Annotated in this window: 25 protein-coding genes and 1 pseudogene; 5 read left to right on the forward strand and 21 right to left on the reverse strand. The window is 43.4% G+C overall.

From position 1 onward, the window contains the following. Positions 1–10 precede the first annotated feature (10 nt). The 7 genes from IGI66_RS13130 to IGI66_RS13160 all read right to left on the reverse strand — a co-directional run bounded on the left by IGI66_RS13130 (position 11) and on the right by IGI66_RS13160 (position 7,224). Complete coding sequence (locus IGI66_RS13130; RefSeq protein WP_086306305.1) at positions 11–1,297, reverse strand: L-lactate MFS transporter; 1,287 nt, start codon at positions 1,295–1,297, stop codon at positions 11–13. A gap of 315 nt (positions 1,298–1,612) precedes the next feature. After that, the gene (locus IGI66_RS13135; RefSeq protein WP_010779456.1) at positions 1,613–2,374 is read right to left on the reverse strand and encodes an ABC transporter permease; all 762 of its coding nucleotides are present in this window, start codon (positions 2,372–2,374) and stop codon (positions 1,613–1,615) included. 21 nt (positions 2,375–2,395) lie between these two features. Beyond that, positions 2,396–3,475, reverse strand: coding sequence for an ABC transporter substrate-binding protein (locus tag IGI66_RS13140; RefSeq protein WP_010779455.1), 1,080 nt, complete (start codon positions 3,473–3,475; stop codon positions 2,396–2,398). 38 nt (positions 3,476–3,513) lie between these two features. Next, positions 3,514–4,302, reverse strand: coding sequence for an ABC transporter ATP-binding protein (locus IGI66_RS13145; protein ID WP_438849210.1), 789 nt, complete (start codon positions 4,300–4,302; stop codon positions 3,514–3,516). 90 nt (positions 4,303–4,392) lie between these two features. Continuing rightward, positions 4,393–5,616 (reverse strand): trans-sulfuration enzyme family protein, encoded by a 1,224-nt coding sequence (locus tag IGI66_RS13150; protein WP_438849211.1) that lies wholly within the window; start codon positions 5,614–5,616, stop codon positions 4,393–4,395. Positions 5,617–6,109: 493 nt separating this feature from the next. Beyond that, a complete protein-coding gene (locus IGI66_RS13155) occupies positions 6,110–6,541 on the reverse strand; it encodes an effector binding domain-containing protein (RefSeq protein ID WP_010779452.1) in 432 nt (143 codons plus the stop codon). A gap of 152 nt (positions 6,542–6,693) precedes the next feature. Then, positions 6,694–7,224, reverse strand: a complete 531-nt coding sequence (locus IGI66_RS13160) for a helix-turn-helix domain-containing protein (protein WP_438849212.1) — start codon at positions 7,222–7,224, stop codon at positions 6,694–6,696. A 225-nt stretch (positions 7,225–7,449) separates the two neighbouring features. Here IGI66_RS13160 and IGI66_RS13165 point away from each other — a divergent pair, with 225 nt between their 5' ends. Together IGI66_RS13165 and IGI66_RS13170 are read left to right on the forward strand one after the other, a co-directional pair. Continuing rightward, a complete protein-coding gene (locus IGI66_RS13165) occupies positions 7,450–7,902 on the forward strand; it encodes a LytTR family DNA-binding domain-containing protein (RefSeq protein ID WP_438849213.1) in 453 nt (150 codons plus the stop codon). After that, positions 7,887–8,297: a hypothetical protein gene (locus IGI66_RS13170; RefSeq protein ID WP_314579356.1), complete on the forward strand. Its 411-nt coding sequence runs from the start codon at positions 7,887–7,889 to the stop codon at positions 8,295–8,297. Before IGI66_RS13165 ends, IGI66_RS13170 begins: the two co-directional genes overlap by 16 nt. Before the next feature lie 42 nt (positions 8,298–8,339). Here the strand turns inward: IGI66_RS13170 and IGI66_RS13175 are convergent, their stop codons facing one another. The 5 genes from IGI66_RS13175 to IGI66_RS13195 form a co-directional block, all read right to left on the reverse strand. After that, positions 8,340–8,660 carry a DsrE/DsrF/TusD sulfur relay family protein gene (locus IGI66_RS13175; RefSeq protein ID WP_114525114.1) on the reverse strand — a complete coding sequence of 107 codons (321 nt, stop codon included), beginning with the start codon at positions 8,658–8,660 and terminating at the stop codon, positions 8,340–8,342. Positions 8,661–8,808: 148 nt separating this feature from the next. Beyond that, positions 8,809–9,921: a hypothetical protein gene (locus IGI66_RS13180; protein WP_086306299.1), complete on the reverse strand. Its 1,113-nt coding sequence runs from the start codon at positions 9,919–9,921 to the stop codon at positions 8,809–8,811. An 18-nt stretch (positions 9,922–9,939) separates the two neighbouring features. Beyond that, positions 9,940–10,680: a hypothetical protein gene (locus tag IGI66_RS13185; RefSeq protein ID WP_438849214.1), complete on the reverse strand. Its 741-nt coding sequence runs from the start codon at positions 10,678–10,680 to the stop codon at positions 9,940–9,942. Positions 10,681–10,695: 15 nt separating this feature from the next. Further along, positions 10,696–11,265, reverse strand: coding sequence for a signal peptidase I (lepB, locus tag IGI66_RS13190; protein ID WP_114525115.1), 570 nt, complete (start codon positions 11,263–11,265; stop codon positions 10,696–10,698). A 16-nt stretch (positions 11,266–11,281) separates the two neighbouring features. Beyond that, positions 11,282–13,531, reverse strand: coding sequence for a glucosaminidase domain-containing protein (locus IGI66_RS13195; protein WP_438849215.1), 2,250 nt, complete (start codon positions 13,529–13,531; stop codon positions 11,282–11,284). Between the two features lie 786 nt (positions 13,532–14,317). Here IGI66_RS13195 and IGI66_RS13200 point away from each other — a divergent pair. The 3 genes from IGI66_RS13200 to IGI66_RS13210 are packed head-to-tail and all read left to right on the forward strand — an operon-like array spanning position 14,318 to position 18,224. Further along, a complete protein-coding gene (locus IGI66_RS13200) occupies positions 14,318–14,752 on the forward strand; it encodes a MarR family winged helix-turn-helix transcriptional regulator (RefSeq protein ID WP_438849216.1) in 435 nt (144 codons plus the stop codon). Between the two features lie 9 nt (positions 14,753–14,761). Beyond that, entirely contained in the window at positions 14,762–16,483 is a 1,722-nt protein-coding gene (locus IGI66_RS13205; RefSeq protein WP_438849217.1) for an ABC transporter ATP-binding protein, read from the forward strand. Then, positions 16,425–18,224: an ABC transporter ATP-binding protein gene (locus IGI66_RS13210; RefSeq protein ID WP_438849218.1), complete on the forward strand. Its 1,800-nt coding sequence runs from the start codon at positions 16,425–16,427 to the stop codon at positions 18,222–18,224. The genes IGI66_RS13205 and IGI66_RS13210 overlap by 59 nt, the downstream gene beginning before the upstream one ends. A 48-nt stretch (positions 18,225–18,272) precedes the next feature. On the opposite strand, the gene IGI66_RS13215 is transcribed toward IGI66_RS13210, so the two are convergent. From IGI66_RS13215 to IGI66_RS13255, 9 genes and pseudogenes are all read right to left on the reverse strand, one after another. Beyond that, positions 18,273–18,740 (reverse strand): VOC family protein, encoded by a 468-nt coding sequence (locus IGI66_RS13215; protein ID WP_086306293.1) that lies wholly within the window; start codon positions 18,738–18,740, stop codon positions 18,273–18,275. A 337-nt stretch (positions 18,741–19,077) separates the two neighbouring features. Beyond that, positions 19,078–19,470, reverse strand: coding sequence for a hypothetical protein (locus tag IGI66_RS13220; RefSeq protein WP_438849219.1), 393 nt, complete (start codon positions 19,468–19,470; stop codon positions 19,078–19,080). Between the two features lie 214 nt (positions 19,471–19,684). Further along, the gene (locus IGI66_RS13225) at positions 19,685–20,077 is read right to left on the reverse strand and encodes a hypothetical protein (protein ID WP_438849220.1); all 393 of its coding nucleotides are present in this window, start codon (positions 20,075–20,077) and stop codon (positions 19,685–19,687) included. Between the two features lie 136 nt (positions 20,078–20,213). Continuing rightward, positions 20,214–20,306: pseudogene (locus IGI66_RS13230) on the reverse strand (IS6 family transposase); the annotation flags it as partial. Positions 20,307–20,818: 512 nt separating this feature from the next. Continuing rightward, on the reverse strand, positions 20,819–21,517 hold the full coding sequence (locus IGI66_RS13235; protein ID WP_438849221.1) for a hypothetical protein: 699 nt from the start codon (positions 21,515–21,517) through the stop codon (positions 20,819–20,821). 363 nt (positions 21,518–21,880) lie between these two features. Further along, a complete protein-coding gene (locus IGI66_RS13240; RefSeq protein WP_438849222.1) occupies positions 21,881–22,243 on the reverse strand; it encodes a hypothetical protein in 363 nt (120 codons plus the stop codon). A 13-nt stretch (positions 22,244–22,256) separates the two neighbouring features. Beyond that, entirely contained in the window at positions 22,257–22,607 is a 351-nt protein-coding gene (locus tag IGI66_RS13245; protein WP_438849223.1) for a hypothetical protein, read from the reverse strand. Positions 22,608–22,725: 118 nt separating this feature from the next. Continuing rightward, on the reverse strand, positions 22,726–22,911 hold the full coding sequence (locus IGI66_RS13250) for a hypothetical protein (protein WP_438849224.1): 186 nt from the start codon (positions 22,909–22,911) through the stop codon (positions 22,726–22,728). 240 nt (positions 22,912–23,151) lie between these two features. Then, complete coding sequence (locus tag IGI66_RS13255) at positions 23,152–23,505, reverse strand: DUF3969 family protein (RefSeq protein ID WP_438849225.1); 354 nt, start codon at positions 23,503–23,505, stop codon at positions 23,152–23,154. Positions 23,506–23,511: the final 6 nt, after the last annotated feature.

Raw genomic sequence — 23,511 nt, forward strand, 5'->3', positions numbered from 1 at the left:
GAACGATTTTTTAAGCATGTTTCGTCTTGTCGTAATTTGATCCTTTCGGTGTTCCATGATCGTCCGAATTTGCCAGCTTTTTGATTGACGAACGAATCAGCATCGACGCCGCAAAGCCCACCAGCGCAAGCACCGCGAAGATCCGTAACACCGCGGTATAGGAGTGGAACATTTCCGTCACTTTGCCCAAAAAGATCGGACCAAACATCCCCGCCGCTGCCCAAGCAGTCAGGATATAGCCATGGATCGCACCGACCTCCCTAGAACCGAAAACATCGCCGATATACGCCGGAACGATCGAAAATCCCGCCCCGTAGCAGGTCATCAATAGACAGATCAACGCTGCGAAAAGAAACGGCGAACGCACGACAGAAAGGCTTAGTAATACCGCAATATCAATGATGAAGAGAATCGTAAACACATTTTTCCGCCCGAGAACATCGGAGATCAACGCCCAGAACAATCGCCCGCAGCCATTGAAGACGCCCATTACGCCCACCATCGTTGCTGCCATGCCGGCAGACATCCCGGTGATTTCCTGCGCCATCGGAGACGCTTCGGAAACCAAAGAGATGCCGCACGTGATATTCAAAAAGAGCATGAACCACAAGAGCCAAAAAGTCTTGGTCCGAATCGCTTGATTGGCGGTCAGTTGAATGCCTTTATATTGGATCGTTACTTCTTTTGTAGGATTCGGTGCCTCAAAGCCCTTTGGTGCCCAATCCGCCGCAGGCTTTTCTAAATAGCGAGAAGCCGTGAACATCACTAAGAAATACGCGACGCCTAAGATATAGAAGGTTTTAGCAACGCCGACATGCACCATGAGCTGCTGAGCGATCGGTCCTGTGATCATGGAGGCAAATCCAAAGCCCATGATCGCCAGTCCCGCGGCCAGCCCTTTTCTATCCGGGAACCAGCGGATCATCGTGGACACAGGTGTCACATACCCTGCCCCTAATCCAATCCCACCAATGATCCCGTAGGTCAGATACAGCATCGGCAGCGAGTGGCTGGAAATGGCAAACCCTGTTGAAACGATGCCCAGTCCGAATAAAATCGATGCCACCGTGCCCGTTTTCTTAGGGCCAAATTTTTCCACAAATTTCCCCATAAATGCCGCGGATATTCCTAAACAGAAAATAGCTAAACTAAATGCAAAAGAGATCGATGATTTGTCCCAACCAGTCAGCTCTTTGATTGGCTCTTTGAATACACTCCATGCGTATGCCGAACCGATAGACAGATGAATCGCCACACCGGATAGAGCGATCAGCCATCTATTTTTTTCCCTGCGCATTCTTTTCCCTCCTGATTTCAATCCATTTGTATGTGTGAGTGCCTGTGATAAAACAAATAACTTTTGTTCTGTCTTTTTCATCAAAAAAATAGTTTTTTCAAACACTCAATAATCACGAGTATACGCTCCCATTTTGTTAAATTCAATAAAAAAATTAATATAATCCGAATACATTCTTTCTTATTAAAAAAAAGAATCGAACCCGCTCGTTTTATGTATTTTTCTCTTATTTTTAAATTCCCACTGTTTCCTTCTGCTTTTTTTCTAAAAAAAAGCGGATGAGAAATTTTCCCATCCGCCTTTTCCTACTATTCATTAATCAATCGTCCATTTCAGCAAGTGATTTTTGATTTTCTCAAACAACTGCATCACTACTACCAATACCAGCACCATGAAGACAAAGCCGCCCCACATATTTTTATAAATGCCCAGGCTTGAATACCGCTTGACATAAAAGCCCAGACCGTATGTCGCTCCGTACATCTCAGCATAGACCAGCATCACGAAGGAGCTGCGAAGAGAATTGACAAACCCTGATAAAATCGATGGGCTGGCTGCGGGTAAAATGACTTTGAAAAATTTTTTAGCGCCGCGCAGCTCCAATGTTGCCGCATTATCCAGATAGCGTTTATCAATCGTCTGAATACCGGTGATCGTCGCAAAAAGCGTTGCCCAGACCGTCCCATACACGATCAGAACCACTGAGGCCCACCAAAAATCGGGCGCCAGCAGGACTACAAACGGTGAAAGCAGGATCGAAGGAACACAACTGAAGGCATAAATGATCGGGTGCAGAATCTCACGCAGCCGCGTGTTCATTCCCACAAGTACACCTAATCCCAATGCGATCACCAGCGTTATGGCGATCGAAGGGATCAGCAGCTTCAACGAGTACAGCAAGTTGAGTGCAGCATAATCACGGTCCTTGATAAAGGCTTCCCAAATATCTTCGACAGGCGGGAACATCAGCGCGTTGAACAATTTATTGTCCGAGATATATTTATAAAGAAAGACGAAGCCGACGCAAATCAAACAAGTGATCCAATATTTTTTTATAAATGTCCTTATTTTTTTCATTTCGTCTGTTCCTTTATCCGTCTATAAATTATTTTCTTCATAGAAGGTCACGGCATTTTTGTAGAACTCTGGATCTTCATCGCTGTATTTTTCTACGGCATTGTCTAAAGCTTCTTTGTATAGGTCAGAATAAATGCGGTCTTCAAGCTTCACCTTTTTGTCTTCCTGATCGATCCCGCCAACTGCCTTCATGTATTTGTAGTTGTCCATAACCGTATTTTTTACGGTGTCTGGATTGATCCGATAATGTTCATTCAACATATAGGCTTCCACGTATTCCTTGTCCGTTCCTAACTGCTCAGCCATCAAGTCCACACATTTTTCACGGTTTGCTTCAAAATAAGCTTGTGCACGAATCAGCGCTTCGTTCAGTAATTTCACCGTTTCTGGATTTTTCTTTACCCAAGAATCTCGTGCCACCATTCGACAGCATGAATAATTTGGCGTGATATCACTGCAATAGTCTACGATCTTGATGCCCTTCGTATTCTGTACTTGATACATTTTCCCAGTTCCGATGACCGCATAATCCAACTCACCCTTTTGGACTGCTGTAATCTCATCATCGTCGCTGATATCAACAAACTCGATCTCTTTTTCTAGATCATGTCCTTGTTCGTACAATTCATGGAGCGTCGCATAACGTGAGATCGTGTCGCCATATTTACTGCCTAATAATGATTCCGGCCCTTTCCAATCCGCATCTTCCGCCGCGATGATCGGCATCGACCCCGTCAGCATGAAACCGCCGATGATCGCCATATCATCCCCTGCTGCGATCATTTGTACCGGTGTCCAAGTGCCTGAATTCGAGGCTATATCTACTTGTCCTGTGGTAACTGCCTCCAACTGCCCTTCGTCTAAAGGAACTTCATCGATCGTCAATCCCACTTCTTTGAAATAGCCCTGATCCTTCGCAATGCTCACCAAAACATTCCCGCTGTTTCCTTGTGCCCAGGTAATCTTTTTGGATTCGCCTTTTTCTGATTTCGCTTCTTTTTTCGTGTCTTCTGTTTTACTCTTTGCGGAATTTCCGCCACAGGCACCCAGCCCTAAAACCAACGTAGACAGTGCCAACAAAGCAACCACTCTTTTTTTCATAATACTCTCCTTTATCGTCCATTTTTTCGTCATGCGTTTTAATCAATGTGTTTTTCGACGTCGCGATTGATATTTTTGATCAATGTATTTCGAAGCTTTAACACCTCTAAATTTTCAAATTGCGTGTCCCTTGTCGCTCGTTTTTCTTCCGGTATGCAGCATTCATAGATGATGTTGCTGGGCGATTGCCCTAAAACAACGATTCGATTTGCTAAAAGAAGCGCTTCATCCACATCATGCGTCACGAAAAAGACGGTTTTCTTCAGCTCTTCTTTTGACCATAGATCCAAAATCAAATCCTGCAGCCGTGCTCGAGTCACTGCATCCAAGGCACCAAAAGGCTCATCCATCAACAAAATCGGCGAATCGACACTTAAGGAGCGGGCGATCGCGCAACGCTGTTTCATTCCACCGGAAAGCTCTTTTGGCAATTTCTTATAAACCGACGAATCTAAGCCGACTTTTTCAAACATATCTAAAATAATCGTCTTCAATTCCTTTTTGTCCTTCTTCGGGTATTTCTGCTTCAATGCCAAAAAAATATTCTCTCCCGCAGTCATCCACGGAAATAGTCCATAGTCTTGAAAAACAACACCTCTTTCCAAGCTTGCACCTTTGATCGGTACAGAATCAATCGTAAGAGCTCCCAAAGTGGGTGTTTCCAGTCCAGCCAGCAGCCGTAAAAACGTACTTTTTCCGCAGCCGGATTGTCCCAACAAACAAACAAATTCCCCCGAAGCAATCTCTAAATTGATGTCCTTCAAAATCAATCGGTCGGGCGCTTCTTTGTAAGCAAACGACAGATCGGTTACTTTTATTTGCTCCATGTAGCTCCTTTCTCAATCCAGAGGACCTTTTTCAAGAGAACTTTCTCCATGATCCCTCTGATCCGCCTAACACTTTTTCACCCAAAGTACCTATGATTTCAGAATTGAAAAAGCTTGTTCAAAGTCAGCGATAATGTCTTCTTTATTTTCCAGCCCACAAGACAAACGAATCAAATTATCTTTGATTCCGGCAGCTTCTCGATCCTCTTTCGGCATATTGCCGTGAGTCATGCTGGCAGGATGCTGGACTAAGGTTTCCGGATCGCCGAGACTAACCGCGATAGAGGCCAGCTTCAACTGGTTTACCACTTTTTTACACGCGGTATAGCTGTCCATGCCGCCAATGTCTTCCTTCAATTCAAATGCCATGATGCCGCTGAACTGGTTATTCATTTGTGCCTTCGCCAGCTCATAGTGGGGATGATTTTCCAGCCCAGGATAATAAACCTTTTCAACAAAAGGATTTTCTTCAAGATATTCAGCTACTGCCAACCCATTCTCGCAATGACGAGCCATCCGCAATTCCAGTGTCTGCATCCCGCGAATGATTAGGAAGGAATTGAATGGACTTGGGGTCGATCCGCAAAGCTTCGTTGCAGCATCTTTTCGAATCGGAGTGATGTCCGCTTCACTTCCGATCACAAAACCCGAGATGACATCGCCATGCCCGTTGATATATTTTGTTCCGCTATGCACGACGATATCTGCCCCCAACTGTAAAGGGTATTGAATCGGTGGCGGTGCAAAGGTATTGTCTACAACCACCTTGATCTCATGCTGATGAGCCAACGCTGAAATCGCCTTGATGTCCGTCAATTCAAGCGTCGGATTGGTCGGTGTTTCAAAGTAGATCATTTTGGTATTCTCTTGAATAGCGGCTTCTACCGCAGCTAAGTCACTTGTATCCAAAAAAGTGGTCTTTACCCCAAATTTCGTCAGTGTATTTTTCAATACGAGGGAGGAACAACCGTAAATACATTCCCCGCTGATGACATGATCGCCAGCTTGTAAAAGCCCGACGAAAACTGAGCCGATCGCTCCCATACCTGAAGCTGTCGCCACACAGGCCTCGCCCCCCTCTAATGCCGCAAGCTTATTCTCCAACACTGCGTTTGTTGGATTTCCTCCACGAGAATAAGCATAGCCTGGAAGCGCCCCATCGAAAATTTGCGTTCCGGTCTCTACTGTCTCAAAACAAAACGTCGATGTTTGATAAATCGGTGTAGCCAATGAACCGTAGACTGGGTCTGGTTCTTGCCCAGCATGAATTGCTAACGTCCCAAATCCAACCTGCTTCAAATCAATCTTACTCATTTTTACCCTCCAACTTTTTTCAAATTTCATAGATACCTTGAACTCCTTTTATCAGAACGTTTAAACTACAAGCGTTATTTAACAGATAAAATTTTCCTCTTTTCGCCCACGACAAAAAGAGGCATACCTTTCAGTATGTCTCCTCATTTTTCAATCACAAATAGACCCACTAATTCCTGAAAAAAATGAGGTGAGAACGTCGTTTTATTCTGTTAACTGTCCTAGAAACTCTAAGATTTTGCGATTCTCACGCTCAGTAACGCTGTATAAACACATCCTCACCTCCTTGTGCATTCCAATTAAGTGAATTCCATCACTAGTATACCTTTAAGTGATAGCGTTTTCCATACTCTATAGCAAATAATCTTATTTTGTTTTATTTTATTGCATTATTACCTATTTATTGGAAAACTTTCCATTTTAGTATCTATAAAAAACTGCCAAACCGTCGTGGCTTGGCAGTCTTCCTTTATCAATTTTCTTCAGCGGTGCTTTATTTTTCTTTCTTTTGGACAGGGACGTAAAAGGAGACTTTCCCCACGCCTGAATATTCTTCCAGATTAAAGTTTCCGGCGACTTGATACGCGTCACTTTGCATGACTTCTGCGTAACTATGACCAATCAGTCGATCCAGCTCTCCTTGATCGGTGTAGGTCAAGTCAAAACCGGCATAGGTCCCAGCCGGCAGCTCGAATTCTGAAGGACGTGTCTTTTCAGTATCACTATTTCCGATCAAATAGCATTGGTCCCCATTGATCACAGCATTCACTGCGTACAGGTCCCCTTCGATTTTCGACGCGTATTCCTCTTTTGCCCGCATCTTCTGTTTACTCATTTCTATCAATTCATCCGGCGAATCCATCGAGTGCAGCGTTGTGATCCACCCGTGAATCGTCAGATCGTCTCTTTCAACTAGCTTCAACATCACTAAGCGCCTTCTTTCTTTTCATATAATTGACCAGCAACCCTTCGTTTCTCAAAGAAAACCAGAGAGTCATCCATTACAGGCTAAATATATGCCCCTTATTTCCCCAATGCAATAAAAACGCTTACTGACGTCTGTTCCTATTTCCTCCATTAAAAATAAATGACGCCCATCAATGCAAGGATCAAAAGCATCAAACAAAAGAATGCTGTGACGAATGTCCCTATCAAGAAAATACTAACGACCATCCCAATCGAAGCAGTCATGTCCTCCTTCAAATTTTTGAAATGGATGACACCGACCCAAATCGCAGCGACGATGATCCACAGTTGCTCTGGAAGAATATAGGCGATTTTTCCGCCATTGAATGCGGCGACCAACGTGACCATCGAAAGCAAAAACAGGATTCCGCCAGCAATCACTGAAAATAAGCCCATCCGAATCGACTGCATCAACCTAGCCTCTTTCTTCATCTTCGCCATATACCTGTTGTCCCCTTTTATCAAATAGTCCAAAGAGATTTCATAATACTCGCTGATTGCCACCAGTGTCGGAATGTCTGGATAATTTCTTTCATTTTCCCAATTTGAAATGGTTTGACGTGTCACATTAAAAATTTCTGCCGCTTCCTGTTGCGTGATGCCTTTTTGTTTTCTTTCCCTTCGTAAAATTTCGGCAATCATGCTGCATCTCCTCCTAACTTGATGATAGAATCCTCACTTCAAGTATACTAGAGCGCGTCGCTTTCATCGCTGCTTTTTCCCGCAAGGAATGTTTGATATCCTGCTTTTTTGCAACAAATGGCTGTTTTCTTGTAACAAACGAAAAAAAGATTCTTTCTCTGCAAAAACCTTGCTATGCTAGGTTCATGAAAGAGAGACATACAGAAAACAAAAGGAGGAGAATGAGTGAACATCCACTTCACTTGGGTAAAAGAAAAAGCCATAAACGAAATAGATATCTTCGCACATCCAGAAAACAAACAACAATTGCTTCAACTTGAAAAACAACTCCAGCAGGAAAAGGCGCTCATCGCCATCGATCCAAAAAACAATCGTTCCGTCAAACTGCCCATGAGTCAAGTCGTTGCCTTTGAAACGATGGGACACCTTGTACAGGTAACGTTGTGTGATCAGCGCACGTATCTTTTACAAAAACGGCTCAAGGAATTGAGCGGGCTCGAAAGTCTGAATTTTTACCGTATCAATAATTCGCAGATTTTAAACTTAACGATGGTTCAAGCGTTTCAACTAGGCGAACACGCGCGCTTAGAGGTCCACACGAAAACAAATGCCGTGTATGTCGTCAGCCGCCACTATGCCAAAAAAATTAAGGAGAGACTCTCATGTACAAACAATTAAAAAATAATTTCTTTCAAGCTGCTTTCGGATCATTGGTTTGGGTCACACTGCTTTGCTCGTTCACCGATCTTTTTTCTCAGGTCGCCTTTAGCTACTTCTGGCATCTGATCGCCATCAGCCTAATCATCGGCTCGGTATTCGGCATACTGTATCCTTATTTGTGGAGCTACGCGACCTTAAAAGCACCTCTTACGATCCTGATATGCACAGTGGTCAATACGTTGTGCGGGTTTGCATGTGTGTATTTATATTCCCCTCAAATGTTTGAGCTGGTTCGCCCCTTCTTCTTTGCAGTATTGCTGTTGACGTTGGTTTTACACATCCTGATGTTCTATTTTTATTCCAAGTATGAGAATAAAAAAATGGCCATGACATTGAATCGCTTGCATCATTAAAAAAATCCCCGGCTTGAACCCAAGCTGGGGATTTCTTGCTCTTTAAAACGTGACGACTTTGTCTGCCCATTCCACCATTTCGACACAATCGATCATTGTTGAGATCGGACAAGACGTTTGTTCTTCTAACTGCCGAGAGTTTAAACACGTCCCGCAGGCCAGCAATTCGCCCCCTTGCTCCGTCAGCTTCTTCATTTGCGCAGGCACATCGTACGCCTCATCCTCGATACTTTCGACTTCTACCGCTTCCCCCATCAAGAAAAATTTCACGTGATGCCCTTTGTTTAAGGCGGCTACTCCAAACCGAAACGCGTTCCACGCTTTCTCATGTTCCTTTGTCTCCAAAATGATCGCTACGTTCATTTTATTCCCTCCTTCGTCTGCTTGCTGGTTCCTCTCTTAAAGTATAGCGGTTTCACAAATCAAAGACAATCGCCGCAAAGACGCGTCGTCTCCTCGCTAAAAAAAAGACACCCGCCGATTTAGGAGGATGTCTTGAGGCGTCACAAAATTATTTTTCAAAATTGATCAACTTATTATTTGTTACATCTTCTTGCATTTTTCCTTGCGCAAGGATATTTACTCGAGTTTGTAACTCTTCATACATAGAAAGAACCGATTGGCGAGATTCATTGACTTCTTCAGAGATTTCTTTGGCTTGCTCATTGATCGTCGCCAATTCATTTTTAGCTTCTTCAATGATCCGATACGCTTCCATCTTTGATTTTTCAACCATCCGATTGGCTTGTTTCCGAGCGGTGATCAAGACCTCCCCGATTTCTTGTTGGGTCGAAGTCGCTTCTTGCTTCAGCTCCGCATTTTCCGCAGCTAATCCAGCCATTTTTTCCCGCAGCTCTGCTAATTCCTTTTCATAGCGCTCATTGGCTGCCTGTTCTTCCGACATTTGATCGATCGCTTGATCCTTTTCAACGATTACTTTGTCCAGTTGAGAATATTGTTCATCCTTTTCATTGATCTCAACTAACAATTCGTTGATCTGCGCTTCTAGCTGATGGATTTTTTCCAGACGTTGGACTTCTTCGTCTTTTTGCTGAGCAATCAAGGCCTGATGCTCCTCATGGATCTCTTGCAGTTCCTGTTCGACGGTCGCCAAATGGGCAACAGAATTTCTTAATTTCTCGTTTTCTTCCTGCACTTGTTCTAATTGCTGCTTCAAATTGTCTAATTCCTGTGTCTCTTTCAGACGCTGGACTTCTTGCCGTGCACGTTGGACTTCGGCTTCCAGGTCTTGGATCTGCCGCCGATTTTGGGCTTTTTCCTCGCCCATTCGTAAAACAGATTGCCGATAGTTTTCATTTTCTTTTGTCAGCTGCTGTGTTTGTGCGGCCGACTCTTTTTTATACTTTTGCAGCACCTGCTCTTTTTCAAAAATCAATCGCTTCAATTCTTTGATCTCTTCTGCTTGCCTTTCCGGCGACTCAGGAACGGTGTTGTCAGAGACCATTTTTAATGTCGGCGCAGGTTTTGCTTGTGAGTGCGCTTGGGCCTGCGGCTGGACATGGGTCGGTGTGTCAGTTTCCACTTTCTCTTCAGGAACGGAATTGATCTCATCGATAATGTTTTTATTGAAAAACCATCCGTTCTTTTTTTGCTGTGCTACCATCTTTTTCCCTTCTTTCCGTTAGTCTTCTTGGATCATCGCAAATTTATCTTCTCCATTCTCACGAGAGAAAGTGCAGCTATAATCTTGCGTTTGTTTCTCCCCATCCCTTACATTCAGCTGGAACGTGATTTGTGTCAGATTCGATACCCCCTCTGCTTCAGCAGCAAAGGCCTTGATATTTTCTTTGATCTGTTTCCGATTGGCTTCGCTGGTCAAATCGCCAGCCAAAGCAATGTTCAACGTTTGAGTCGGTATATCTAAGACGATCAGTGTCGTCGGTAAACCAAAGTAAGGACTGAGTTTATTCGAAAGGTCGCTTTCCATCGTGTATTGCGTCTCGCGACTTTCTTCGGAGAACAATTCCTTCCAAGAATAGTCTTGTAAGCCGATGCCCTCTGGCGGGTACTCTTTGACCGGTAGTTTATTGACCAATTTTTTTTGTTCCTTTTTCATCAATTGTAACTCATCCTTCAACAGATTGTTCTGCTCGTTTAATGCGTAGAGCTGCTCCTGTGTTTGGGAGGTCTTATAGGTGGTCAAAAGTATCCCCAGTGCTAAACAGAAGGTAATGAACAGCAGCGACGATACGTGTTTGGCTTGCTGGATCTGCTTGACGTAATCCAGCTTTCGCTGAAATGTCACCGAAGCATCTCTTGGCGGTTTGATCATCTGCAGCCGGACATTGATAATCATTCGAAATCCCCACACGAGGAGTGCTAGAATGATAAGTCCAATGCAGATCCAATTAATGATCATCACGTGTTTTCCCCTTTTCTATTCGTTATTCGGACGAGCAAGATGGATCGCTGGAAAGCGAAATTGGACGGTCCCTTCGATGGCTTTTCGATGGACAAATCCAAAAGTCCGACTGTCTTTAGAAACATCCACATGATCACCGATCACAAAATAGACCTCTTCTGGAATGGTGTTGAGTGTTTGAAATTCCTCCGCCACCGTTGGTGAAAGCTGATACGTGTAGGTCGTTTCAAAATCTCCCTGCTCTCCTAGGTCCAACACCATTCGTTCATTTCGTATAAAGATCTTGTCGCCAGGCAGCCCAATCACGCGTTTGACAAACATGCCCTCTTCCTTTCGGACAGAAAATGCAACGATGTCGTAGCGCTGGATCAGCGTCTTCTTTTTTACGAGAACCTGATCCTTTTCAGTCAATGTCGGTGTCATGGACGTTCCTGAGATCGTGTGGACGCTGTAATGCTTTTGCACTTGTCCTCTCACTACAAGCAGCAGCGTTACAGACAGGAGAACTAGGACCACCACCGTCAAAAGCTTGTTTCTCCTGTCATTTGGCGAATCTTCTGCGTGTCCATAGTGCGTATTTGCCACGAGTGATGGCACCCCTTTATTTTGCTTTGATATACGTAACTAAATCTGATTTCGCTAAATTCGCATCAATGACGCGATAAGAAATAACTGTTCCCCCATAAACATTGCCTTCCGAGATCAAGATCCCCTCCGGCTTGACTGCTTCAACAAACGCCACGTGTCCGTAACGAGGATCTGAGCCTGCGGTGCCTGGTGTAAAGGAGATCAACCAGCCGGCTTTTGGTTCGCGACTGACTTCATACCCCAGAGCTTTTCCTTTTGATCCCCATTCTCCGCCGTTGCCCATGAAATCATCCACACTCTTACCTAGCTGCTTCACCCGATTAAAGGCATACCAGGTACACTGGCCGACTGGATAAGAGCCCGACGTGTTGTAATTTACGCCATTATAGTCTGGATAACGCATCAGAGAACGGTATTCTGCTGGAATCTCTGCTTTTCCTTTAATGAAGACGCCGGAGGATTGATCCACCTTCGGACGGTCATATTGCGTCAAATGGTACACAGCAATGATCGAATTCAGCTTTCTATTATAAGAAGTATCGGTAGCGTAGGTGCCCGTCAAGGCTTGGGTCGACCGCAAATAATTCTTTGCCGTAGAGCGCCAGGTCTTTTGGTAATAGCCGTCATTTCCAGAGATCCCGCCTCGCAGCAACTGCACATAATCCCCTAATGAGGCTGCATAATTCGGGTATTTTCGGAACGCCGAATTGATCGAATAGAGCGCGCCATTTCCGCGGTCTTCTTGCGTCGCCATCGAAACGGCTTGTCCTTGGTAGGTACCTTTTATCCCAAAGAGATTGTGATTCGGCGGCAAGGACAGTCCGCTGGTCCCGGAACCGCTCTCTAACAAGGCTTGCGCGATCATCACGGACGCAAAAACATCGTATTCCTGTCCCAGCTTGCGAGCGTCTTCTGCGACCTTTGAAATAAAGGTCTTCGCCCCTTCATTTTCAGTAAAATTGTGGGACGCCGGATACTCCTTCAAGATCGTTTGTCCATATTCTGTCAGCGTCACGTCTGGCAAAGGTTGAACGAATAGCTCGTCTTCCATCGACATCGGCTGAAGAACGACCTGCCGCTGCTTTTCTTTTTTATCGCTTTTCTTTTCTTTTTCCTTATTCTCTGTGTTCGAGTTCGCTGTTTCCGTTGGTTCGGCAGAGGCCTCCACGTCGACATCTTCGACAGTCAAGTAATACTCTTTGCCGATAGACACGCCCACTACTTTTAGCTGGTCTTTTTTCTTTTGATAGAGCAGACTGCCGGCACTGATCTCATCCTTCATCTTCACAGGTGTTCCTGCGGTCTCGATCGCGAAAAGGTCTTGGTAGAGAGTACCCGCCAATTGTTCAGCAGTGAATTCTGCGGTCTGCTCTTTCCCTAGCTTTTTGATCCCGTCGTAGATCAAGGCTGCTTGCGCTTTATTCTCAATGCTCGAAAGCAGCGGCAATTCATAGCCCTTCAGATCTGACTGTGCCACTTCCGACGTTTTCAGATCACTCGGCAGCTGCAAAGTGCTAGTCTCCGAGAATGCGTCAGGTGTCTCTTGAGTGATCGCCGGGCTCGTCTGAACATTCGGCTCGCTCGGTGCAGGCGGTGCTGGCACCTGCTGCGGCGGTACATCACTAGGTGTTGGCGGACTAGGTTGCGGGTCTTCCTGACTAGCGCTTGGCGTCGTAGAAGACGGGGTCGTTCCCGTACCGCTTGACCAACCGCCGCTCGTGCTGCTGCTCGTACTCGGCGTCCCCGTGCCGGCACTTGACGTCGAGGGTTGTTCTGTCGTCGGCGTTGTGCTGGTCGTAGTCGATGTTTGAGGTTGGCTGGTCGTAGTGCTGGTACTGCTCTCGCTTGACGAGCTGCCGACACTTGAACTTTCTTTACTCGTACTTTCACTTGATGGTTGTTCGACCGTGCTGCTTTCCGGTGTTGCCTCCCCCGCAGGTTCCTTCGGCGGCACCGTCTCTTCCGCCGGCTGCTCGACCGGCACTTCTGGCACCGCAGCAGACTCCGCTGCGGGGGCCTCTGGTGTAGGATTTTCCGGCGCTGGCGCAGGTTCTGGTGCCGGCGCTTCTGATGGCGGATCCGGTGCTGGAACGGTTGGCGCTGGCGCTTCCACAGGTGCAGCGACCGAACTTTCTGGCACAGTCGTTTCAACAATGGCAGATTCTTGAAGCAGTTCGTCTGCTTTCAATGCTCCGCTGCGCAGGCTGGCAACTCCCCAACAAACTACCGCTGCCCCGCAAATGACCATAACAATCTTTTTCATGAATAACTTCCCCTTCTTTCCTTCTTGAATCCCTAAAGCCTCTCTCTAGCTGTTGAAGACGATCAGTGAACTGAAAAAAATCAAGGATGCTGACACCAATCCGCATCCTTGATTCCTCCTTCGATAATGATGCATCCCATCCATCACTTAAAAGTCCTTCAATGAGTGCTGATCATTCCCCACCGTTCATTCCTAACAGTGTAAGCTTCACCTGAACGTCCTCTTAGTTCTCTGACTTGCGGCATTTTCCCATCTACCAAGGAGAATGCGAAGGAACAGAGTCACTGATCGAGTCCCCCTCACCCTTCAGCATGCTGTCACTATTAAAATTACAATGAACGGATTTCTTATGTAGGTTTGTTTTATAAACTTCTATGCTGCTTGGTTCTGGAAAAAATAGGCCGCAGTCCTTTCCCGCGACACGACCAGAAAGAACTAAAAATACCTTCATTGTACATACGAGTGGTTACACATATATTCTACCCGCATTCCTAAAGAATGTCTCAGCCATTTTTGCAATATAAAATTTAATTTTTGGGTAAAAACATCCGCAACTCAAGAGTGTATCCGCTTTCAACTTTACCGTAGCTTTACTCTTTAATCCTCGAAAACAGTCGAAATATCCAATAAAAAATAAATTCTTTTTTCTTTCCTTTTTATTCATTTTTTGGGTTATTCTTCAAGCGATCTGTGTCTCATCCATTTCAAATCGTTGCGCCCGCAACGTTTTTCTTTTATACTGTTAGATGCTTGTTTTAATCAGAACGTATCAAGGAGGAAAAATAGATGGATTCTTTTGTAAAGATGGTCAATCGTATCTCACGGTTGTCCGCTCTTTATCGCGAAAAGGAGTTTAAAAAAATAGGCTTAGGCGAAATGCATCATGCTTATATTTTGACGGTCTGCGGAGAGCCGGGCATTTCTCAGGAGGAGCTGGCCTGCAAGATTTTTATCAACAAAAGCAACGTCGCCCGTCAAGTCGCTCAATTGGAACAAAAAGGATTCATCCTTCGACAAAGCTGCGCCCGTGACGCACGCAAGCTGCGGCTTTTCCCAACCGAAAAAGCCCTGGCGTTGGCACCTAAAATTCGGGCGATCTTAGCCGATTGGAACCAACTGTTGCTAGACGAACTCTCGGTAGAACAGCAAGAAGCCGTATTGACGGGATTGCAGACGATCATGGAGAAGGCCGAAGCAGAAATGTGCAAAAAGGAGGAATGACGAAGAACAATGAACTTGATTTTGAACTATTTAAAACCCTATCGCACCCGTGTCACCTTGGGTGTGATCATTAAATTTCTAGGAACTATGATGGAATTGGTCCTGCCATGGAATCTGGCCTATATTTTAGACCATGTCATTCCAGAAAAAGAGCCGAAGAAGATCCTTTTTTGGGGTGGTGTCATGTTGGCAGCCTCCGCCTTCGCTTTATGGGCGAACATCCTCGCCAATCGCATGGTCTCACGGGTCGCAAAGGATACGACCGAACATCTTCGCGGCGATCTTTTTCAAAAAATCACCTACTTAGATACGACACAAGTCGAAGAAGTCGGGGTCTCCTCATTAGTTTCACGTGTAACATCTGACACTTATAATATTCATTTGACCCTCGGTGTCATGATGCGGATGGGGATTCGTGCACCGATTTTGTTAGTCGGCGGTATCTTGATCACTACCACGCTAGACCCGATCTTAACGCTAGTATTGGTCGCTGTGATGCCCATTATTTTTGTGATGGTGACACACATTTCTAAAAAAGGCGTGCCGCTTTTCGGCAAGCTGCAAAAGCAGGTCGATCAGCTCGTTTTGTCGGTGCGTGAAAATGTGACCGGGTCTCGTGTCATCAAGGCATTATCTAAAGAAGCGTATGAACGGCAGCGTTTTGAAACGGTCAATCAATCGTTAGTGACGGCTGAAACAACGGCAAATGTCACGTTGGCCGCTTCCCCTGCCCTGCTGGATCTATTCTTGAACTTGGGCCTGACTCTCGTGATCGTCGTTAGTGCCTACCGCGTGAATGCTGGATTGACGCAACCGGGGGTCATCGTCGCCTTCTTGACCTACTTCACGATTATTTTGAATGCGATGCTGTCCATCACGCGGATCTTCGTTTTGTATTCTCGCGGACTCGCTTCTGCCAACCGTATTAAAGAAGTCTTGCGGAAGAAGCCCACCGTCGTACCCGGTACCTTGGAACAGCGAAACGTCGCGGATACCACCTTGGTTTTTGAAGAGGTGACCTTTGCTTACCCAGATGGCGGCCCTGCGATCGAAAAAATCAGCTTCCAAGTCAATCCCGGGGAAACCTTAGGGATCATGGGTGCGACAGGCAGCGGAAAAACAACGATTGCCAGCCTGATCTTGCGTTTGTACGATCGAACGTCGGGACAGATTCTCTTGGATGGGCAAGAGATCAAGCATTATTCTCTGGATGCCCTCCATCAAAAAATCGGCGCAGTTTTGCAGAAGGATGTCCTCTTTGCGGATACGATCCGAGAAAACATTTTATTTGGTCGGTCTTTTTCAGAAGAAGAACTCCAGCAGGCGATCGATGATGCGCAGGCACGTGAATTTATTGATAAATTACCTGACGGACTAGATCACCCTTTGGAAGCCAAAGGACAAAATCTCAGCGGCGGGCAAAAACAACGGGTGCTGCTGGCTCGTGCATTGATCGGGCAACCGGATTTGTTGATCTTAGACGACTCCTCCAGCGCATTGGATTACCATACCGATGCTAATCTGCGGAAAGCTTTGCGGACGCATTTCGTTTCAACAACGAAAATCCTGATCGCTCAACGGGTCAGCTCGATCCAACACGCGGATAAGATTTTGTTATTAAGCAAAGGAAAAATGATCGGTTATGGGACTCATGAGGAGCTCTTGGCTGAAAATGCGACGTATCAAGAAATCTACCAAGGACAGACAGGAGGGCAAGCCATTGAAGACTAAGGATTCACGCAGAGGCACACTGCTCCGTTTATGGGGCTATCTGTATCAATTCAAATGGCTGTTGGTTTTGGCTGTCATTTTAACGATCGCCAGCAATCTTTTCGCCTTGGTCGGACCCCTGCTGTCTGGGTACGCCATTGACGCGATCCAGATCGGCAAAGGCCGTGTCGCCTTTGACAAAGTGTTCTACTATTGTAGTTTGATGGTCGGCTTTTACGTTGCCTCAGCGATCCTGAGCTACGGCATCAGCCGCTTGATGATCTATTTGAGCCAAAAAATCGCCTTTCGTCTGCGAAAGGATCTATTTGAAAAAATCGTTTCTTTGCCTGTCGGCTATTTCGATCAGCACCAGACGGGAGATATCGTCAGCCGCATGAGCTACGACATCGATACGATCAATACGTCACTAGCCAGTGACTCGGTCCAAGTGCTCAGCAGTTTAGTGACGATCATCGGTTCCTTCGTCATGATGCTGGTGATCTCGCCCCTGATGGTGACGATCTTCCTTGTGACGGTGCCCGCTTCGATTCTGTTGACGCGCTTTTTAACCAAAAAATTTCAGCCGTTATTCCGAAAACGATCCGCCGAACTGGGGGAATTGAATGGACTGACTGAAGAGCTGTTGTCTGGTGAACAAACCACCAAAGTCTACCACCAGGAAGAGACGATGATCGCTCGCTTCGGCAAGAAAAACGAAGAAGCCATGTCCGCCTATTACAATGCCGAATACTACGGCAGTATGACGGGGCCTTCCGTCAACTTCATCAATAACGTTTCCTTGTCATTGATCAGTATCTTAGGTGCCTTCCTGTTTCTCTTTGGACACCTGACGTTAGGAAAATTGTCTTCCTTCGTGTTGTATTCACGGAAATTCTCTGGACCGATCAATGAGCTGGCAAACATCTTCAGCGACCTGCAATCCTCGATCGCCGCAGCCGAACGAATCTTCAAGCTGTTAGACGAAGAACCGGAAGTGCAAGATGTGCCCCACGCCCATGTGTTCCAAAAAGCCCGCGGAGAGGTCCGTTTCGACCATGTCTCCTTCGGCTATCAAGCGAATCAACCCGTGATCAACGACCTGTCCTTTGCTGTTTCAGCCGGCAGCGTCGTCGCGATCGTCGGACCAACAGGCGCTGGAAAAACGACGATCGTGAATTTGCTGATGCGCTTTTATGATCCCGACAGCGGCGCCATTTATTTAGATGGTCAGAACATCAAAGAAGCGACCCGCAGCAGCCTGCGGAAGCAATACGCGATGGTCTTGCAGGATACGTGGCTCTTCACCGGAACGATTTTTGAGAATCTGACCTATGGAAACGACGACGCCACGATGGCGGATGTCCTCCAAGCAACCAAAGCCGCCCACATCCACGACTTTATCATGCAATTGCCAAAAGGCTACGATACGGTGATGACCGAGGATGGCTTGGCGATCTCTCAAGGGCAAAAGCAGCTATTAACGATCGCTCGGGCGATGCTTTTAAATGCCGAGCTGCTGATTTTAGATGAGGCAACCTCAAATGTCGATACGCAAACCGAATTGCAGATTCAAGAAGCCATGGGCAAGCTGATGATCGATAAGACTTCCTTCATCATCGCTCATCGCCTCTCCACGATTCGCGAAGCTGACCTGATCTTAGTGGTCAACGACGGCAATATCGTTGAACAAGGCACTCACGAAGAACTATTAGCCAAGCAAGGCCGCTATTACCAACTGCATCAAGCACAATTTGAACATTAAAAAAGAGGAGCCACGCGACCGTTATCCCTTCGCGTGGCTCCTCTTTTTTTAGCTCTTTAACATATTTTCAACCATTTCTTTTCCAAGAAACGTTTTTTCCCCTAATTCATCCACGGACATTCCCTCAGCGGCTAGCCGTTTCACCATGACCGTCAGATCCTCGCCAACTTGGATCACATGCTTATCTGGATCATAGAAGCACGCCACTCGCTGCCCCCAAGGCATCGTTGCGACGTCTCGTAAAAAATCCAGCTCCTCGCCGCTGATCCGTTCAAGAAATCCGTCAAAGTCCTTCGTTTCAAAATAAAATTCCACCGTGTTGCTCTGATAGTTGAATATCTCTTGGTCACAGCCAGTGAAACGTATCCAAGATTCTTCTGTTTGCAGCGACAAGCCGCCGTTGAAGGTCACATTCTCACCAAAATCCGATACGATCGCTACCTCAAGAATCTTTCGATAGAAGGCCTTTGACCGCTCCATATCCTTCACTACCAGCATTGGTCCCCGATAGTCCATAGCATTCCTCCATTCTATTTGAAGCGTTTACATTTTTATTTACTATATCATAAAAAAGATGATTTTTGCTGAGAATTCTTTAGTCTCTTTTAGGTAGTCACAAAAAATCTCAACCTTTTCCTTACTTGCTTATGCATTGGTTTTAACTTGAAACTTCTATTTTATTCTGATTTTTGAAAAGTATTTTGAGTTTATAGTCACTTTTAGTTCCAATAAACTTGATTCTTCTCAATTTTTCTATAGTGGTCCTCTAAATTCATGGAAGCAATCTTCTTTTTTGAGTGGATTAGTTGAAAGTATTCCCCTAGATGATTATTAGATAAACTTGGACATACAACTATTCCAATTTCTTTTCCTGAATTTCTATTTCTGGTTCATAATGAGCAATTAAATCAACAGAATTGTTTTCAGTCCATACAACAAAATGTCTTAAATCCCAATCATCATAGATACCCATAGTTTGGTCTGAAATAAAATCAAGAAACTTTGAAGTTGTTAGTTTGAAAAAACCCCACGTTAGGTCTTTTCCGAATTTTCTGACCCATTCATAATCTCTTTTTTGAAGTCCAGATTCATCTGAACATAGCATGGCATAGACAAAACCTGCAAAAAGAATTTTTATCACAAGTTCTTTGCTCTCTAATACTATCAGAGTCCCGTTCGAATCCTGTTGTACTTTTTTTACCCAGTAATCATATTCTGGTAAATTATTGCTTATTAATTTTTCCATTATTTTGCTCCTTTGTTTATTCCTTATTTTCATTTTGCTCAGGAGGTGGTTTACCATTATAGTGAGTCCCTTTTATTATGCTAATAATAGAACTGAAAAAATACCGGCTACATTTATGGAATATACAAGAAAATCAAAACAATATAAGATATTCATACTTAATCTAGTAATTAATTAAGGAAATACTTGTCTAATTAATATTACGACAGGTTACCTATTCCAGTTTCTTTTCCTGAATTTCTATTTCTGGTTCATAATGAATAATTAGCTCAACAGAATCGTCTTTGGTCCATACGACAAAATGTCTTAATCCCCAATCATCATAGAAACCATAAGATTGATCTGAAATAAAATCAAGAAACTTTGAAGTTGATAACTTGAACAGCCCCCACTTCAAATCTTTTCCGTATTTTACAAGCCATTCATAATCTCTTTTTTGAAGTCCAGATTCATTTGCGGTTAACATAGCATAGACAAAACCTCCAAAAGTAATTTTCACAAAAAATTGTTTGCTCTCTATTATTATCATGGATCCTTTCTCATCCTGTTGTACTTTTTTTAGCCAGTATTCACCTTCTGGTAAATTATATCCTGTTAATTCTTCCATTGATTTGCTCCTTTGTTTATACCTTACTTTTGTTTTTTCAGGACTCCCTTTTGCTGAATTTCTAATTCTGTATGGATGTTTCAGCGCTCCCGAGTTCGAAGACCTTTCAAGAGAGAAAGTATCAAAACCGTCTCTACTAAAATTTGTCCAAGATATTGACCCAAATCCAAAAGTCGAAGAGGCTGATTTCTCTTCGACTTTCTTTGTATAGCGCAGAAACGACTTCAATTACTCAAAAATAGATTGTTCTCATTTGCAATTTTTTCATAAAGTTTTTTATCTTTATCATTATCAAAAATAATTGGGAGACTCAGATCATAACCGGAGACTAAAATCAAAGGATGTGAGTTAAAGTATAAACTGTTCCATATTTTTTCTCGAAGAAAACCTTTGATAAATAGTTTTAAAAGATTTATATTTTCAATCTTATATATATAATTATTACCATTATTTAATATATCGATTTGATTCATATAAATTAGTCTATCTATCTTATCTAATCCCTCGCAGTGACTTTCAATTCTTTCTATTATCTTACGCTTGTCATCTTCACCTGCGAAATCTATATAAGCTTCGTTATCATTTATCTCAAATACTCTCTCAAAAAAGATAAATACTTCTTTTCTTGACTTAGTCTGAAATATTCATTTGACAATAGATCAAGTTTCGGGTCTCCTATCTGCATAGTATCTTTAAATACATCTAATATTGCACTTTTTTTACGACTTGTCACTTCATCCACTAATTCAATATAATCTGTTGTATTGAAAAATAATTGATAGCCTCATTATCAAAACTGCTTGATGAAAAATCCATTTTTTCTAATTCAGGGATCTTCCCATCCTGAATGTTAATCTCTAATTCGTTGCCCATTTTCAGTATACGTTCCTTCTCTCTTATCCTTTTCGAAATCTCTTTTATTTTTATATTTCTTCTATTTACTTCCACTGTATTTTCGTTCGTGTAGCTGAGACACTCGTTACTATAGGTATCTTCTCTGGTCGTATAAGGGATCAAGACTTCGTTCACCTCAGAAGAATAGGTGACTTTTCCTTCACCAGGTCGGTTGCTCAAACTTGGCGGATTCACGACGATACCTTCTTTATTGGCGCGATCCTTGGCAATCTTTTGATGATACGCACGTGAAACGGTATCGAAGACATTCATCCATAGGTTGCCGACTGTTTCAGGCAGACTTGAGATTGCTTGAACCACATTCTCGGTAAAGCCATACCAGAAGAGTGAATTCTCTTCGCCATTCGGGCTGGTCTTCGGTGATTTCCAACCATTATTTTTCCCATCTCTAGTTACAGACGTTGTTTTAGAAGACTTTCCTTTGCCTTTTTTCTCTTGACGTTTAAAGAGCTGATAAGCGGTCGTATCTTCTGTTCGACTGGTGGTGAGCACACGATTATCGTCGCCATCATAGAGTGCCGCCATCAGTAAGCCTTTATTATCTTTTACCGCGAGCAGGCGATTATTATTGTCGAATGATTAACTTGAAAAAAACACATACCTATAAATTTATGAGATTTTTTTGCAGAAATTTTATAAATGCCTATATAGCAAACAACCTAAGCCCATTATAGAACTTAGGTTGTTAACAAATAAAAGAATACCCTTTTGATATAACACGTGAAACTTATATTACGAGATGAACTATTTTAAACATCTAGTATTTGAGGGGGACTACATTCTATTTGAATCTTGTTAGCTACCTCGATTAGGTTATCAGAGTACTAACTTGTATATAAGCATTTTTTTCTTACTTATTTTTTCTCAGAAAGCAGCAAGATATTTTTTCTAATAAATATCTAGTCTTGACAGATTTACTTCAACAAATTCATTTTCTTTAATATCATTAGGAACATTCCCTTCGGATAAATCAAAACTAAATTCTCCAATTCTAAGCGTTAAGTTTTTTTTGTCTATAAGCTGCCCTTTCAGATGGTAAATCCCATTTTTTCTAACAACTTCACTTTTTTTTTCAAAACTCCTATAAATGCTTGTCACGTTGAATCCATGAATCATATCAAAAAACACATCGCCTACAGATAAGCTACAGTCACTACAGAAACATTCTACAAAGTATTCTTTATCAGATAATAGTACATCCGCTTCTCTTGATTCCTCATCAATCCAAGTTATATCCTTTACAATGATCATAGTCTACCTCCTGCTATTTTTTTAAACCTAAACTAGGTGCTTTTTTCATGAGTTCCTGAACAGATTTTAAATGCATTGTTGTAATATTCCCAGTTTTTCTATCTAAACCTACAAAAGCATATTTTGCACTCCCTTTACCACCAATAAGTTTAATGTAACCATTCATTTCTGGAACATATTGTCCTTCTTTTATAACATGGTTTGCATCATTAAGATAATCTTTCTTCGAATAATTCTTTTTATTTAGAGCCTCTTTCATCTCGGAACCATGTTTTTCATAATGACCGTCTAACTTCTCTTTATTTTCGAAACTACGTGATCCACCACTATTCCCCGAGCTACCATAATTACCTCCACCCATCATATTCTGAATACTCGATGCCAAAACACCGGTCGCATGCTCAACGATCGCAGCAGATGCTATCGTAGATGCAGGTGAAAGTGCTAAACTAGCACCACCGGTCCAAGGTGCTCCTGCGTAACTAACCCCATTCCCAATTGACCTCTGATGAATAAGTCACTTTGCCTTCACCTGGTCGATTGCCTAGACTTGGTGGATTCACGACGATGCCTTCTTCGTTCGCTCGATCTTTGGCAATTTTTTGGTGATACAGTTGCGAGATTGTATCAAAGACAGACATCCAGATGTTGCAGACAGTTTCTGACAAACTCGAAATTGCTTGAATGATATTCTCCGTGAAGCCATACCAGAAAAGGGAATTCTCTTCGCCATTTGGACTGGTCTTTGGCGGTTTCTAACCACCTTTTTTTAACAATTACATAAAAAACTGTATCAGTACACTCCAAACTACTGATACAGTTTCAAAATTTTTAATTTTTATTCTGTTTACTTGTGTGATCAAATTTAATGTTTTTACATATTACCTTTCTTCAAGATAGTTTCATCATTATTTATCTAACCATTTTTTTTCACCATAATAAATTTCTTTAGGTTTGATTTTTTTCAATAATTCTTTTGCTGACTCATATAATTCGTTTATATTGTCATCAAGTTTCTCTGGTAGCAAGGATTCTATATCTTCTAGTTCAGTTCCTAAATGTACAATATCGATAATTCTTTTATCTACGTTCTTTTGTTGTAACACCTCTAGAGAGTATGGACTAAATAAATATTGTTCGCACTCCTCTATTGTAAGGATTCCACTTTTTAGAGAATCCAGTAATCCAATTATACATACTAGTAACAATATATTAGCATCCTCTTTTTTATTAACTGACAACTTAAGTGTTTTCCGCATCATTTATCT

The sequence above is a fragment of the Enterococcus sp. AZ048 genome (assembly GCF_051715125.1).
GTDB classification, from domain to species: Bacteria; Bacillota; Bacilli; order Lactobacillales; family Enterococcaceae; genus Enterococcus_A; species Enterococcus_A gilvus.

Bases quoted from the DNA above. Each gene is read 5' to 3' on its own strand.
- IGI66_RS13170 (WP_314579356.1), top strand. From the start codon at position 7,887: ATGTACAAACAATTAAAAAATAATTTCTTTCAAGCTGCTTTCGGATCA.
- IGI66_RS13130 (WP_086306305.1), bottom strand. From the start codon at position 1,297: ATGCGCAGGGAAAAAAATAGATGGCTGATCGCTCTATCCGGTGTGGCG.
- IGI66_RS13140 (WP_010779455.1), bottom strand. From the start codon at position 3,475: ATGAAAAAAAGAGTGGTTGCTTTGTTGGCACTGTCTACGTTGGTTTTA.
- IGI66_RS13135 (WP_010779456.1), bottom strand. From the start codon at position 2,374: ATGAAAAAAATAAGGACATTTATAAAAAAATATTGGATCACTTGTTTG.
- IGI66_RS13255 (WP_438849225.1), bottom strand. From the start codon at position 23,505: ATGATGCGGAAAACACTTAAGTTGTCAGTTAATAAAAAAGAGGATGCT.
- IGI66_RS13180 (WP_086306299.1), bottom strand. From the start codon at position 9,921: ATGGTAGCACAGCAAAAAAAGAACGGATGGTTTTTCAATAAAAACATT.
- IGI66_RS13145 (WP_438849210.1), bottom strand. From the start codon at position 4,302: ATGGAGCAAATAAAAGTAACCGATCTGTCGTTTGCTTACAAAGAAGCG.
- IGI66_RS13205 (WP_438849217.1), top strand. From the start codon at position 14,762: ATGAACTTGATTTTGAACTATTTAAAACCCTATCGCACCCGTGTCACC.
- IGI66_RS13235 (WP_438849221.1), bottom strand. From the start codon at position 21,517: ATGGCGGCACTCTATGATGGCGACGATAATCGTGTGCTCACCACCAGT.
- IGI66_RS13215 (WP_086306293.1), bottom strand. From the start codon at position 18,740: ATGGACTATCGGGGACCAATGCTGGTAGTGAAGGATATGGAGCGGTCA.
- IGI66_RS13175 (WP_114525114.1), bottom strand. From the start codon at position 8,660: ATGAACGTAGCGATCATTTTGGAGACAAAGGAACATGAGAAAGCGTGG.
- IGI66_RS13225 (WP_438849220.1), bottom strand. From the start codon at position 20,077: ATGGAAGAATTAACAGGATATAATTTACCAGAAGGTGAATACTGGCTA.
- IGI66_RS13160 (WP_438849212.1), bottom strand. From the start codon at position 7,224: ATGATTGCCGAAATTTTACGAAGGGAAAGAAAACAAAAAGGCATCACG.
- IGI66_RS13150 (WP_438849211.1), bottom strand. From the start codon at position 5,616: ATGAGTAAGATTGATTTGAAGCAGGTTGGATTTGGGACGTTAGCAATT.
- IGI66_RS13200 (WP_438849216.1), top strand. From the start codon at position 14,318: ATGGATTCTTTTGTAAAGATGGTCAATCGTATCTCACGGTTGTCCGCT.
- IGI66_RS13210 (WP_438849218.1), top strand. From the start codon at position 16,425: ATGCGACGTATCAAGAAATCTACCAAGGACAGACAGGAGGGCAAGCCA.
- IGI66_RS13155 (WP_010779452.1), bottom strand. From the start codon at position 6,541: ATGTTGAAGCTAGTTGAAAGAGACGATCTGACGATTCACGGGTGGATC.
- IGI66_RS13195 (WP_438849215.1), bottom strand. From the start codon at position 13,531: ATGAAAAAGATTGTTATGGTCATTTGCGGGGCAGCGGTAGTTTGTTGG.
- IGI66_RS13245 (WP_438849223.1), bottom strand. From the start codon at position 22,607: ATGATGGGTGGAGGTAATTATGGTAGCTCGGGGAATAGTGGTGGATCA.
- IGI66_RS13240 (WP_438849222.1), bottom strand. From the start codon at position 22,243: ATGATCATTGTAAAGGATATAACTTGGATTGATGAGGAATCAAGAGAA.
- IGI66_RS13220 (WP_438849219.1), bottom strand. From the start codon at position 19,470: ATGGAAAAATTAATAAGCAATAATTTACCAGAATATGATTACTGGGTA.